This window comes from Bradyrhizobium sp. 956_D2_N1_4 (assembly GCF_052076025.1).
Taxonomy (GTDB): Bacteria; Pseudomonadota; Alphaproteobacteria; order Rhizobiales; family Xanthobacteraceae; genus Bradyrhizobium; species Bradyrhizobium barranii.
In genome coordinates, this window is sequence record NZ_CP197237.1 from 358432 (window position 1) to 371803 (window position 13372).

At 62.5% G+C, this 13372-nt stretch carries 13 protein-coding genes and 1 pseudogene; 12 read left to right on the top strand and 2 right to left on the bottom strand.

Features of this window, described 5'->3' with window-relative positions:
- Positions 1-84 precede the first annotated feature (84 nt).
- Complete coding sequence (locus tag AB7535_RS01770; RefSeq protein ID WP_085403299.1) at positions 85-1383, top strand: c-type cytochrome; 1299 nt, start codon at positions 85-87, stop codon at positions 1381-1383.
- Here the strand turns inward: AB7535_RS01770 and AB7535_RS01775 are convergent, their stop codons facing one another.
- On the bottom strand, positions 1384-3354 hold the full coding sequence (locus AB7535_RS01775) for a 4Fe-4S binding protein (protein ID WP_085403336.1): 1971 nt from the start codon (positions 3352-3354) through the stop codon (positions 1384-1386).
- 211 nt (positions 3355-3565) lie between these two features.
- Here AB7535_RS01775 and AB7535_RS01780 point away from each other — a divergent pair, with 211 nt between their 5' ends.
- The 10 genes from AB7535_RS01780 (at position 3566) to AB7535_RS01825 (ending at position 12729) form a co-directional block, all read left to right on the top strand.
- Positions 3566-4273, top strand: a complete 708-nt coding sequence (locus AB7535_RS01780) for a biotin/lipoate--protein ligase family protein (RefSeq protein ID WP_085403337.1) — start codon at positions 3566-3568, stop codon at positions 4271-4273.
- A complete protein-coding gene (locus AB7535_RS01785; RefSeq protein WP_063985312.1) occupies positions 4270-4809 on the top strand; it encodes a DUF6505 family protein in 540 nt (179 codons plus the stop codon). Before AB7535_RS01780 ends, AB7535_RS01785 begins: the two co-directional genes overlap by 4 nt.
- The gene (locus AB7535_RS01790) at positions 4806-5813 is read left to right on the top strand and encodes a DUF6352 family protein (RefSeq protein WP_085403300.1); all 1008 of its coding nucleotides are present in this window, start codon (positions 4806-4808) and stop codon (positions 5811-5813) included. The genes AB7535_RS01785 and AB7535_RS01790 overlap by 4 nt, the downstream gene beginning before the upstream one ends.
- A complete protein-coding gene (locus AB7535_RS01795; RefSeq protein WP_071916335.1) occupies positions 5810-6325 on the top strand; it encodes a DUF3305 domain-containing protein in 516 nt (171 codons plus the stop codon). The genes AB7535_RS01790 and AB7535_RS01795 overlap by 4 nt, the downstream gene beginning before the upstream one ends.
- Positions 6322-6975, top strand: coding sequence for a DUF3306 domain-containing protein (locus AB7535_RS01800; protein ID WP_085403301.1), 654 nt, complete (start codon positions 6322-6324; stop codon positions 6973-6975). Before AB7535_RS01795 ends, AB7535_RS01800 begins: the two co-directional genes overlap by 4 nt.
- A 119-nt stretch (positions 6976-7094) precedes the next feature.
- Positions 7095-7874: a molecular chaperone TorD family protein gene (locus AB7535_RS01805; protein ID WP_085403302.1), complete on the top strand. Its 780-nt coding sequence runs from the start codon at positions 7095-7097 to the stop codon at positions 7872-7874.
- Between the two features lie 28 nt (positions 7875-7902).
- Positions 7903-8112, top strand: a complete 210-nt coding sequence (locus AB7535_RS01810) for a twin-arginine translocation signal domain-containing protein (protein ID WP_063985307.1) — start codon at positions 7903-7905, stop codon at positions 8110-8112.
- 12 nt (positions 8113-8124) lie between these two features.
- Positions 8125-11073, top strand: a complete 2949-nt coding sequence (locus AB7535_RS01815; protein WP_063985306.1) for a formate dehydrogenase subunit alpha — start codon at positions 8125-8127, stop codon at positions 11071-11073.
- Positions 11074-11085: 12 nt separating this feature from the next.
- Complete coding sequence (gene fdh3B, locus AB7535_RS01820) at positions 11086-11682, top strand: formate dehydrogenase FDH3 subunit beta (protein WP_063985305.1); 597 nt, start codon at positions 11086-11088, stop codon at positions 11680-11682.
- 42 nt (positions 11683-11724) lie between these two features.
- Complete coding sequence (locus AB7535_RS01825) at positions 11725-12729, top strand: formate dehydrogenase subunit gamma (protein WP_063985304.1); 1005 nt, start codon at positions 11725-11727, stop codon at positions 12727-12729.
- Between the two features lie 35 nt (positions 12730-12764).
- Here the strand turns inward: AB7535_RS01825 and AB7535_RS01830 are convergent, their stop codons facing one another.
- The gene (locus AB7535_RS01830; RefSeq protein WP_256376430.1) at positions 12765-12887 is read right to left on the bottom strand and encodes a hypothetical protein; all 123 of its coding nucleotides are present in this window, start codon (positions 12885-12887) and stop codon (positions 12765-12767) included.
- Positions 12888-13193: 306 nt separating this feature from the next.
- On the opposite strand from AB7535_RS01830, the pseudogene AB7535_RS01835 reads away from it, so the two are divergent.
- A pseudogene (locus tag AB7535_RS01835) lies at positions 13194-13337 on the top strand (SUMF1/EgtB/PvdO family nonheme iron enzyme); the annotation flags it as partial.
- Positions 13338-13372: the final 35 nt, after the last annotated feature.

A 13372-nucleotide genomic window follows, 5' to 3' on the forward strand; every position in this document is an offset into this window, starting at 1 on the left:
GGCTTCAATCATTGACGAGACCGAGCGAGTGCACGTACGCCGTGTCAACACCGACGACATGCCCGAACGACCTGTAAGCCGCAGATGAATTGGGTCCCACGTCTCAGCACCAGTCTCTGCATCGTTGCCGCTCTGTTGGCGATGCATTCAGCGCCGGCGCCAGCGCAATTGACAGGTCACGGTGGGCCCGTGCGGGCGATTGCGATTTCCAGTGATGGCAAAAATGTTCTGTCGGGCAGCTTCGACACCGCCGCCATCCGATGGTCGCTCAAGACCGAATCCGCCGAGCAGGTCCTTCGCTTTCACTCCGATGCGGTGAACGCGGTGGCCTTCCTGAAGGATGGGCGGATGGTGACTGCCGGAGCGGATGCGAAGGTAGCGATCTGGACGCCTGGCCGGCAGCAGCCGGATCAGGTTTTCGAGGGCCATGGCGCGCCGATCGCTTCACTTGCAGTCTCGCCGGATGGCGCAAGAGTGGCTTCTGCCTCCTGGGACCATACAGTTCGTATCTGGTCGCTCGGCGATGGCGCGCAGCAGGTGCTGGAAGGGCATGCGCAGAACGTCAACGGCGTCGCATTCACGCCGGATGGACGATCGCTGGTGAGCGTGGGTTACGATCGTGAACTGAGGATCTGGCCATTGGCGGGTGGCACCCCTAATGTCATCACGCTGGGCTCACCCCTTAATGCCGTGGCAGTCGCGCCTGACGGCGAGATCGTAACGGGTGGTGCTGATGGCAAGCTACGCTTTCTGATGTCGGAGGGCCGGGAAAGCGGCGAGGTGCAAGCTGGCCAGACGCCGATTGTCGCGTTGTCGATCTCTCCAGACGGCACGTCGGTCGCTGCTGCAGGAATTGGCGGTGTCGTGACGGTCATCGACCGAAAGGCGCGAGGCATCGCGCGAAGCCTGGTCGATACAGGTTCGCCCGTGTGGTCGGTCGCTTTCCTGCCGGACAACGCAACATTGCTGACGGGCGGCGTCGACGGCAGGATCCGGCGCTGGAATGCGCTGACCGGCGCCCCCATCGGCTCATCGTTGCAAGCTACGCCGCACGATCCGCTTGCAGCCTATACGGGAGATCACGGGGCCGAGGTGTTCAGGGCGTGCGTTGCCTGTCATACCCTGTCCGAGCAGGACGCGCAGCGCGCCGGCCCCACGCTTGCGGGCTTATACGGCCGCAGGATCGCGTCGCTGCCTGGTTATCGCTTCTCCGACGCGCTCAAAGCGATGGACATCGTGTGGACGCCCGAGACCGTGTCAAAATTGTTCGAACTCGGTCCGAACGCCTATACGCCTGGCACAAAAATGCCGGAGCAGCGGATTGGATCCGCGAAGGATCGCAAGGCGCTTACGGATTTCCTGGCGCGCGCCACCGCCAAGTAGCTAACGCTTGGTCTCACGCTCACGGAGATAATCATCGGTCGTGCGAGGCGAAGCGCGTTCGGGCACGCCGGCGAACGGGTCGAACTGTTGTTCACTCATGGCGGTGACGCGGCAGTCCGCGCACATTCTGACCACGTCCAGCCGCTTGTCGCCCGCGGGATACATCCAGTGTCGGCCCTCGAGTTTCGCAGCGATCTTCTCGATCGTGCTCTTTACCCCAAAGGGCTTATTGCAGCGGATGCAAAGCGCCGGCTCCTCCTCCTTGATGATCCGTGCCGGAGCCCTTGCGGCCCGGAAATCGATCTGCGGCTTCAGAGTGATCACCTTTTCCGGGCAGGTGCTCTGGCATAATCCGCACTGCACGCAGGCATCTTCGACGAATTTAAGCACGGGACGTTCGGGATCGTCGCGGAGAGCCCCGGTGGGACAGGCCGACACGCAGGCCAGGCACAAAGTGCATCCGTCCGTATTGACGGTAACCGTACCAAGCGGCGCGCCCTGGGACAGCGCAATGACGTCGGTCGGCACAGGCGCAACGCGGTGCAGTTCGTGAAGAGCGAAGCGAAGCAGGTCGCGCCGCTTGCCTACCGTCTTGAAGGTTGCGGGACGCTCCACGGCCGGCGCGGGTTCAATCGACCGCAGCACTTCGCCCAGCACGTCCGGGTCGTCCGTTTCGATAGTCGCAACCCGGCGCCCCGAAAAACCTAATCCGGAAACAATGGCATCAGCCATCGTTATGGTTTGAGAAAGCCCGGAGATGTCGTGCAAAGGTCTTGCGCGGAGGAGAAAGCGTATCCCCGCTGCGCCATAGGCGAAGGATGCCACGACCGCTTCCAATCCAACCTGTGTCACCTCGTTGACGGCGAACGGCAGCACATTGGCGGGAAGCCCGTCGCCGTGGCGGGCGAGCGCATCGATCAGCGTGCTGCCATGTTGGGTGTCGTGCAGCAGCACGACCGCACCGGAGCCGCCGGCTTCGCGGTAGGTCAAAAGCATTGCGCGCAATTTGTGCAGCAGCGCATCGGGCGGCGGAAGGGCATAGGTTGCTGCACCCGTCGGACAGGCCGTGGCGCACTGGCCGCATCCGGCGCAGACCTCGGCGTTGATCTTGACGTGATCGCCATGTGGCGTGATCGCTCCGGTCGGGCAGAGATCGAGACAGCGATGGCAACCCGTCAGCCTCGAGCGCGAATGGACGCAGATCTCTGCGGTGAAATTGACGTATTTCGGCTTGTCGAAGTTGCCGACGAGGTCGCGTGCCCTGAGCACCGCACGCAGCATCGCGGCCGGGTCCCGCGGATCCGCGCGGAGATAGCCGTCGCGCAAGTCATGCGCGGGAAAAAGCGGTTTCCCGCCGGAGAGATCAAGGACGATGTCGCAGCGCGAAGTCAGGCCGTCGCACGGAGCCTCGAAGACGAGCGTATCGCGCGAGGAGGGGCGGGGGGCCGCATAGTCGTCGACCGTCAACTCGAAGGCCCCCAAATGGCCCTTGGCGTTACGGATCGTTCCTTGGACGATCGGAAAGGATGTCGTCGCCGGCGGCATAATCTGTGACGGCTTTGTGATCATGATCGTCACGTCGAGATGATCGGCAAGCAATCGACCAGCTTCGACCGCAAGTTCGTCGCGGCCATAGATCAGGATCACCCCTTCGCTCGATAGGGTGACCAACGGAAAAGCAGGCGCAGCCTCGGACACAGCGGCGAGCAGTGCTGCCATTTTTGGGCCTGCCTTGGTTCCCTCCACCGACCAGCCGGCCGTCTCGCGAAGGTTGATGAAATCCAGTTTCCCCGAACGCCCCTTCGCCTCGTCGCCAAACAGTGGGGCCTCCTGGGTGCAGCCGACGATGAGCGGTCCTTCCGCCTTCGCCGCGTTGCGAAAATGATCGAGCTCGGCCCTGCAGAGCTGGCGGAACTCGGCGATTTCGCTTTTGCGGCATCCTCGCTTCACGGCGGCCGTATCGAGGCGCATCGTGTCTTCGCACGAGCAGATCAGGATCGTGTTCGGCGGATCAGGCATGCGCAGCCCTTCACCTCCTGAAGAGGTCCGGGAACGACGGCGAGCGGACTCGCGTCGCCCCTCCTGGTCGATTAAGTTATTCTCACAAGAGAAGAAAAGAAAGCTGGAGGTCCGCCTGACACCGACAGCCCCTGGGCACTCATCGGTCACGGAGCCAATCAATCTGCCTCCGCCATTCACGCTGGTGAGGCTGCGCGAAAGTCGTGACTCTTTCGCCCATGCCATGCATATCGCCGAAGAGAGTGGGGCAGGTACGCTGACCTACGTGGGGCGGTTCGATCTTGCCGAGTTCGCAGTCGTCCTTGAACCTGGCGAGCCGTTGCGTACCGCGCGCCGCGCTTTCTATGCGGGGATGGTGGCGCTGACCGACGCCTTGCGCGCGTATGCGCCGCCGAACAAGGAGATCGCGATCGACTGGCCGGACGCGATCCGTGTTGACGGCGGCCTCGTTGGTGGCGGGCGGCTCGGCTGGCCTTCGTCCGCAAAGGAGGACGAGCCGCCGCGCTGGCTGGTGTTCGGTGCCATGATCCGAACGGTTGCGATGAGCGACAGGGAAGCCGGCGTTTATCCGCTCGCTTCCGCCCTGGATCAGGAGGGTTTTGGTGAGGCCGGCGCGATTCAGGTGACGGAGAGCTTTGTGCGGCATCTGATGCGCGCTCTCGACGCCTGGCAAGCCGATGGATTCGACGGCATCGCACGCGAGTTTCTAAGTCGGTTGCCGCGTGCGCGGCAAACCACATATGTGATCGCTGACAACGGTGATCTTATTGCCCGCCGGATTGGGACAAACAGGACCGATCGGCACGACCTGAAGAAGGGCTTGCTATCGCCGTCATGGTTCGATTCAATACTCGGAGGACCGCGTCTGTGAAGCTCTTGCGCACCATCGCGCTCGATCCATCCGACACGTTCGTGTTCGACGTGCCGGCGCAGCCCGGCGATTGGGCGGTGTCGGGCGCCTTCCGCTTTTGTAATCGGGATGCAGCGAAGCTGAGCGGCAAGGACCGTTCGGCGTTTCGAAGCGGTTTCCTCGGCGTGCAATCCTGGGGCTGGTCGACACTGGTGCAAATCGTCCCCGCGACTGAAGGCGATCGCCGGACGTTGGTGGAGCTCCTTGCGAAACAACTGGTCGAACGGTTCGGGGCGCCGGACCTTGCAACCGCGCGCCTTGCCGCTGAAGAGGAAGTCGCCTTTGCGCAATCACTCTGCACACATCCCATCAGCGCGCTGATCGCGGTCCACCGCTCGGCGAGCAATGGCGAGGTCCGCGAGTCATTCCGCAGATTGCAACTGCGCGAGGGCCAGCGTCACGGCAAGGCGTTCTCGTTCATGGAAGTGGAGGATGACACCGAGCCCGACAAGGATCTCAATCTTGCGAATATGAGCGAGGAGCCGTCGCGCCGATGAGGGATTTCTGGATCGCCTGCGGCCACCACCTGCTCGATCACAATGCGAGCGGCGGGCTCGTGGTCACGGATGAGTTCCTGAAGGCCTACTTCGTGCGTCCCGAACTGATGCCGCCGAACGACGCTTGCGCGGTCGAACGCAGGTTGCACCAGGAGCTGCTCGCTGACCCGGGCCGGGCAGTCGCTGCGGAGGAGGTAGCTGCGATCGCCGATGCGGATGCGCGGGAGAACTGGCAATTCGTACTGGCATTTCGGAAGCTTCTGCTGCGCGAACCCACGTTGGAAGCGGCCTATCTTGCATTGGTTCGCTCACGTCACGTCAACCTGCCGCCGCTGTTTGTGAACCACCTTGTTCACGTGATCCTGCGAAATGCGCTTGACGGCTGCGAGGACCCGTTCGTGCTGCGCGCGGCCGAACTGTTCTTCCGGCCGCAGCGTATCGTGCCGCACGAACACTTGCTGCTGTTGGGCGACGAGGAAATCATTGGCGGGCCAAGCCAAACGCCCGTGTTGTCGCTGATGTCCATGTTGGGGGCAACAACCGGCGCGGAGATCGACGTCCTCAGCGAGGGGAATGCCGACAGCTACTGGCAGCGCAGCGATCAGTTCGATCTTGCGCTCGATTTCACCGGCGGAACGCGGGGCCCCGCTGCGCTGGCAGAGGCCATGGGGCGCTGGATTACTCATTTGCTTGGATTTGCCGTCGGAATTGAGCCGCTCACCGCCCTGCGCGATGCGAAGCTCACCTGGTATGTTGGGCTCGATGCTGAAGCCACCCGGATGGGCGACCAGCTTTGGCATGGAGAGGCGCTGGACGACCGCACCGCAAGTCGTGTGCTAGCGCTGTTCCGGCTCACTTTTCCAGATTCCAGCCTGGTCGTTGATGCGGTCGGGGGCGAGCCGGTCTACCTGATCCTTGCAACGACCTCCGATCAGCTGGTGCAGATGAAGCCGCAGAATCTGTTGACGGGGTTGCCGATCAAGCACCTGGAGGCTGCAACGTGAGCCCCGGCGCGCTGCCATTGTTGCGCATTCCGGTCGGCGTTGTCGTCGAGCGCCGCAAGGCGGATTCCCCATGGATTGATTTTGTCTGGCGCGGCATCGGCGTCTTGCCGGATGAGTCGGAGATGATGCCGTGGACTGTCCTACGGGCGCAGGAGGGATTGACGCTCTTTTATGCCGGGAACGCCATGGTCGATCTCTATCGCTCGGAAACCGAGCGCTACCGCGACAATCTTGCCACGGGCGCTCCCCGCATCTGGATCGTATTGACTCCCTCCGAGGGCGCCTGGCCCTATGCCGTTTCGGCCGTCACCGCAGATCCAGCGGAAGGCGAGGCATTCACGGAAGCAGGTGCCAATCTGGTCGAAGCGGTGCCAATGCCTGAGATACTGCATAAGGCGATTGAAAATTTCATCGCCGAGCACCACGTCGAGAGGGAATTCGTCAAGCGCGAGCGACGCCGCGCCGATCCTGAGGCGCTTGCGCGGCGTCACCACGACGGTGAGCACGAATGAGCGACGAGCAATTCCTGGCGCGCTGGGCGCGCCGCAAGCAAGAGGCGAAGGCCGGTCACGCTGAACCAGCCCCTGAAGAAGCCGCTGAGGCGCATGGGCCGGCGCTGTCCAACCGGGCCGCGGCAGAGCCGGCTCCCCCGGAGACGGAGCTGTCGAAATTGCCCCCGATTGAATCGATCGATGCTGCCACCGACATCACGGCTTTCCTGCGCAAAGGCATTCCGCAGGAGTTGAGCCGGGCGGCGCTCCGTCGCGCCTGGAGCGCCGATCCCACCATCCGCGATTTCGTGGGGTTGGCGGAAAACGCCTGGGACTTCAACGACCCGAACGCCATGGCTGGCTTCGGTCCGCTGGACTATTCGGCCGAGCAAATTGACGCTCTCGTCCGCCGCGTCGTCGGGGGCGTGGTAGAGGCCGCCGAGGGCCGCCCCAATCCGCGCGAGGCTGCCGAAGACGCCGCGCGATCGGCTCCCGCGGAGGCCGGTTTCGAGCAATCATCAAATCCGGTGAAGGCGATCACGGAACCTCGACCGCTCGGCGAGTTCGCAGCCGCGGAATTGCCGTCGAATTCTACTGCATCGCAACCCGTAGCTGCGAGTGAAGAGACTCCCCTTCGGCACCGCACACATGGCGGGGCGTTGCCCCGGTAGACTGCGACTAAATGCGATAGCCTCAGGCTATGGCTATCAATTGACCGCTCCCGGACACGCGGCTAGTCTTTGTTACGCAAACGCAATCAAGCGCTTGGCCCCCTGGATGGGAGGTCGGCATGCGCGATGCGGGCCTTGAACGAGCCATCGATGCGGCGGGCGGCGTTGCCGAGCTTGCCCGAAAAATCGGTATTGCCCAGCCCTCGGTGTCGAACTGGAACAGGGTGCCCGCGCAACGTGTGATTGCGGTCGAAGGCGCAACGGGTGTGTCGCGCGAAGTGCTTCGTCCCGATCTCTATAGCGAGCCGGCCGCGCCGGACGACGCGGTTGATCCGACCGATGCCGCGCGCGCGCAGGAATACGCGCTGCTTGCAACCTTGCTCTCGTCCGCGCCGTCGGCCGCATTGCTCGAGCAGATCGCGCAACTGCATGGCGATGCGACGCCGCTTGGACGCGCCCATGCAACCATTGCAGAAGCTGCATCGGTAGCGGCCGTATCCGAGGTCGAGCGCGAATATTTTGACCTCTTCGTCGGTCTGGGTCGCGGCGAGTTGCTGCCTTACGCATCCTATTACTTGACGGGGTTTCTCCACGAACGTCCGCTGTCGCGCCTGCGCGACGATCTCGCCGCGCTCGGCATTGAGCGGGTCGAGAGCAATTTTGAGCCCGAGGATCACGCGGCGACGCTGTGCGAGATCATGGCGGGCCTTGCGGTGGCACGCTTCCCAGTGCCAACGGAAGCACAGCGCACATTCTTCGAGAAGCATGTGTCCCGCTGGATGGGACGTTTGTTTGCCGACATGGAGAAGGCGGAAAACGCCAAATTCTACCGGTCGGTCGGAACACTTGGACGAAATTTTCTGGAAATCGAATCCGAGGCTTTCACGTTCGTCAACTGACCAGCGCCGCTGGTCCAGGAGAGATGCGATGAGGGACGAGCAGAGAACGACAGTCGGACGCCGCGATTTCCTTCGCAAGGTCGGCATCGGCACGGTCGGTGCGGGCGCGACGCTGGCAACGCCCTTGATCACGCCTGCTCAGGCGGACAGCGAGACCGACGATGAGAAACGCAAGGCGCGCTACAAGGAGACCGATCATGTGAAGGCGTACTACCGTGTCAATCGCTATCCGGGTTGAGAGGAGGCGGCCGTGCTGATCAGGAGAACACAACAGCGTTCCGAATCCGCTTCACGCGGATCAATCGCGGGAGGTTTGTCCGGGCAAACCAATGGTCTCGACCGCCGCACCTTCCTGCTCCGGTCTGGCCTTGGTGGCGGCGCTCTCGCTGCAGTGAGCACGCTGCCGGTCGGCGGCGTCCGCAAGGCGAAAGCAGCAGTGGCAGGTCCCCTCACATCGGGAGCAACCGTTCGCAAGAGCGTCTGCACGCATTGTTCGGTTGGATGCACCGTGACGGCGGAGGTGCTGAATGGGGTGTGGATCGGCCAGGAGCCGAGCTGGGAGTCCCCGATCAATCGCGGATCACATTGTGCCAAGGGCGCTTCTGTGCGCGAGCTCGTGCACAGCGAGCGGCGGCTGCGCTATCCGATGAAGCTTGTGGGCGGGCAGTGGACGCGTGTCTCCTGGGATACGGCGATCAACGAGATCGGCGACAAGCTCCTGGAAGTCCGCGAGAAATCTGGGCCCGATTCCATCTATTGGCTCGGCTCGGCCAAAATGACGAACGAAGGCGCCTATCTGTTCCGCAAGCTCGGCGCGTTCTGGGGAACCAACAACACGGATCATCAGGCGCGCATCTGCCATTCAACGACCGTTACCGGTGTGGCCAACACCTGGGGCTACGGCGCGATGACCAACAGCTTCAACGATATCCGCAATGCCAAGACCCAGGTCATCATGGGCGGCAATCCAGCCGAGGCGCACCCTGTATCGTTGCAGCATCTGCTTGAGGGCAAGGAGCTTCAAAAGGCCAACTTTGTCGTCATCGACCCGCGCCTGACGCGAACCGCGGCACACGCGACCGAATATGTTCGGATGCGGCCGGGCACCGACATCCCGGTGCTGTACGGCATGATGTGGCACATCCTCCAGAACGGGTGGGAAGACAAGGAGTTCATCCGACAGCGGGTCTATGGATTCGATGATCTCCGGAAAGAAGTGGAGAAGTGGAATCCGGCAGAAGTCGAGCGTGTCACCGGCATTCCCGGCGAGCAGCTCAAGCGCGTCGCCAAGATGTTTGCTACCGAGAAGCCGGCAACGCTGATCTGGGCCATGGGCCAGACCCAGAAGACCGTTGGCACCGCCAACGTGCGGGCCAGTTGCATCGCACTGCTGATGACCGGCAATGTCGGCGGAGCGGGCATGGGCGCCAACATCTTCCGTGGCCATGACAACGTGCAAGGCGCGACCGATGTCGGGCTCGATATCGTCACGCTGCCGTTCTACTACGGGCTCGCCGAAGGCGCGTGGAAGCACTGGTCGCGGGTTTGGGAAGTCGACCATGAGTTCCTGAAGTCGCGCTTCGACTCCAAGCAGATCATGGAAACGCCCGGCATCCCGCTGACCCGCTGGTTCGAAGCGGTGACGCTGCCGAAAGATCGGATCGCGCAGAGGGACAATGTGCGGGCCGTGTTCGTGCAGGGGCACGCCAGCAACAGCATCACCCGCATTCCTGAATCCCTTAATGGCCTGAAGGCGCTCGAGCTGCTCGTCATCGCCGACCCGCATCCGACGACCTGGGCCTCGCTCTCGGTCGAGGCGGGACGCAAGGATGGAGTCTACATTCTCCCGGTTGCCACGCAATTCGAGTGCAAGGGTTCGCGCGTTGCCTCGAACCGCTCGTTGCAATGGGGCGAGCAGGTCGTGAAGCCGATCTTCGAATCGAAGGACGACCTCGAGATCATCTATCTCCTGGCGAAGAAGTTCGGCTTCGCCGACAAGATGTTCAAGAACATCAAGGTCGAGAACAATCTGCCCGAGGCGGAGGATGTGCTGCGTGAGATGAACCGCGGCAGCTGGTCGACGGGATATTGCGGGCAATCGCCCGAGCGCCTCAAGGCGCATATGAAGAACCAGGCGAAGTTCGACATGCTGACGATGCGGGCGCCCAAGGACGATCCCGAGGTCGGCGGCGACTATTACGGTCTGCCTTGGCCGTGCTGGGGATCACCTGAAGTCAAGCATCCGGGCACGCCGCTGCTCTACAACACCAATCTGCACGTGATGGACGGTGGCGGCACGTTCCGTCCGCGCTTTGGCGTCGAGCGCGAAGAGAAGCTGCCCGACGGCACCACGCGCAAGGTCAGCCTGCTCGCGGACGGCTCGTACTCGAAGGGTTCGGCGATCGAGGACGGCTATCCGGAATTCACGCTGGCGAGCCTGAAGAAGCTCGGCTGGGACACGGAGCTCACGGAAGCCGAAATGGCTGTTATCAACAAGATCAACCCGGCCAAGCCAGACGTGGTGTCGTGGTCGCTCGACCTGTCGGGCGGAATCCAGCGTGTCGCGCTCATGCATGGTTGCGTGCCCTATGGCAACGGCAAGGCGCGGATGAATGCGTTCGGCTTGCCCGACCCCATTCCGGTACACCGGGAGCCGATCTACACGCCGCGCGTCGACCTGGTCGCGAAATATCCGACGTTGCCCGACGCCGAGCAGTTCCGGGTGCCCAATATCGGCTTCTCGGTGCAAAAGGCGGCGGTCGAGAAGGGGATCGCGAAGCAATTTCCGCTCATCCTGTCGTCCGGCCGTCTGGTCGAATATGAGGGCGGCGGCGAGGAGACGCGCACCAACCCCTGGCTCGCCGAATTGCAGCAGGACATGTTCATCGAGATCAATCCAGCCGATGCCGCCGAGCGCGGCGTCACGGACGGTGGCTGGGTCTGGGTCACGGGCGCAGAGAACAATTCGAGGGCCAGGATGAAGGCGCTCGTCACCGAGCGTGTCGGCAAGGGCGTTGCCTGGATGCCTTTCCACTTCGGCGGTTGGCTCGCAGGCAAGGATCTTCGCAGCAACTACCCCAAGGGCACCGATCCGATCGTGCTCGGCGAAAGCGCGAACACGATCACCACCTACGGGTATGATCCCGCGACGAACATGCAGGAGACGAAAGTCACTCTCTGCCAGATCGCGGCGGCATAAGGAGCAACGACGATGGCACGTATGAAATTTCTCTGCGACGCCGACCGTTGCATCGAGTGCAACGCCTGCGTGACGGCTTGCAAGAACGAGCACGAGGTCCCCTGGGGCATCAACCGGCGTCGTGTCGTCACCATCAATGACGGCAAGCCGGGCGAACGCTCGGTCTCGATGGCCTGCATGCACTGCACCGATGCGCCCTGCGCTGCGGTGTGTCCGGTGAACTGCTTCTACACCACCGCCGACGGCGTGGTGCTGCACTCCAAGGACCTCTGCATCGGCTGCGGCTATTGCTTCTACGCCTGTCCGTTCGGCGCGCCGCAATATCCGAAGGTCGGCAATTTCGGCTCCCGCGGCAAGATGGACAAATGCACCTATTGCGCCGGCGGTCCCGAAGCCGACGGCAGCAAGGAGGAATACGAGAAATACGGCGCGAACCGGCTTGCCGAAGGCAAGCTGCCGCTTTGCGCCGAGATGTGCTCGACAAAATCGCTGCTCGCCGGCGATGGCGAGATCATCGCCCAGATCTACAGAGAGCGCGTACTGAAGCGCGGCTACGGCTCGGGCGCATGGGGCTGGAAAACCGCCTATCGCGAGACGATCGAGTCCTGAAGCAGGCCGCGGCCACGCGGCGCAGATGCCGAGGAGGAGTTCATGTCGTCATCCGGAAGGTTCATTCCAGTCACCATCGGCGCGTGGGCATTGCTTCTGTTGATCATTGCGGCGCCGGCACCGTCACTGGCCCAGCAGGTCAATCCGACAGCGAGCTCGGTTAACGAGCGGCAGCTGCTCCAGGAAATGGACCGGATCCAGGGGCGCGTCAGCATTCCCGACCAGCGCTCCAGCGTGCTCATGCAGCCGGCTGGCCGCGAGTGGCGTGAATTCCGCAACGTGGCGCTGCGCTGGATTGGCGGGGTTGCCATCCTCGGCATGCTGGCGGTTCTCGTGATCTTCTATTTGACGCGCGGCATGGTCCGTCTGGAAAGCGGACGATCCGGCCGCACAATCGTGCGCTTTTCCTTATTCGAGCGTTTCGTGCATTGGATGACTGCGACCTGCTTTGTCGTTCTGGCGATTTCCGGATTGAACATCACCTTCGGCCGTCCGTTGCTCCTGCCGCTGATTGGCCACGAGGCGTTTTCCGAATGGTCGCAGTGGGCGAAGTATGCGCACAACTACCTCAGCTTTCCGTTCACCATCGGAGTCGTGCTGATCTTCCTGATGTGGATCGCTGGCAACGTCCCGAACAAGGCGGATGTCGATTGGATCAAGCGCCGTGGCGGTATAGTAGGTCACGATCATCCACCGGCCTATCGTTTCAACGCCGGCCAGAAGGCGATCTATTGGATCGTGGTCATCGGCGGAGGCCTGGTGGCGGCCACCGGATATGTGCTGATGTTCCCGTTCTATCTGTCAGGTATCGAAGGGATGCAGTTCGCGCAGATCGTTCACTCCATCGTGGCGATGCTCTTCATCGCGGCGATGCTGGCGCACATCTATATCGGGACGATCGGTATGGAAGGCGCGTTCGAGGCAATGGGCAGCGGCACTGTCGATGTCAACTGGGCCAAGGAGCACCATGGGCTCTGGCTTGAAGAGCAGAATGCGCGCGCCGAAGCGAATGCACGGCCCCGGCCGGCGGCCACCGCGGCGGAGTAGGGATCGCGCGGCCCATAAATGTGCCAGGCGCTTGGTCAGAGCCGCACGCCCGTCGTCGCAAACGCTTGTTGGACGGGTTCCTGGATCTGGTCAAGGACGACAAAACCGGCCGCCGCGATCACAATTGCGGCTGCGCAGGCGAGCAAGAAGGCTTTCATGGCAAGGCTCCGCAGGAGATCGGGGGGTAGTTTATATGAGCGAGCAACCTGCGGACAACTGAATCAGCACGTGTCAAAATCCGATCGTTGGTTGGTCGGTTGGCACGATAGCGCCGCCGAATCTACCACAAGAACGGAGCGACCATAGTCAGCTGTCGAGCAGTAGTTTGACGAAACAACATAGGCAATCATCGCGACTCGTTGGCGCAATCGCTGAGCCGTCAGGAAGAAAACTGTCCGCAGATCATTTAGGTCGCGCCGATGATCGGTACATCGCGCGCCTTTGAATTATGACAAATTTTCTGCTGGCGGCGGCCTTACGGACCGGGCAGCTCGATCCGCGAGCTGGACGAGCACCCGGTCGTGCATGTGGCGTTCAACGACGCCGAGGCTTTTGCCAAGTGGGCAGGCAAGGAACTTCCGACCGAGGCCGAATGGGAATTCGCGGCCGACCTCGCCACTTTGCGCTGTTTCGCGATCCTGGC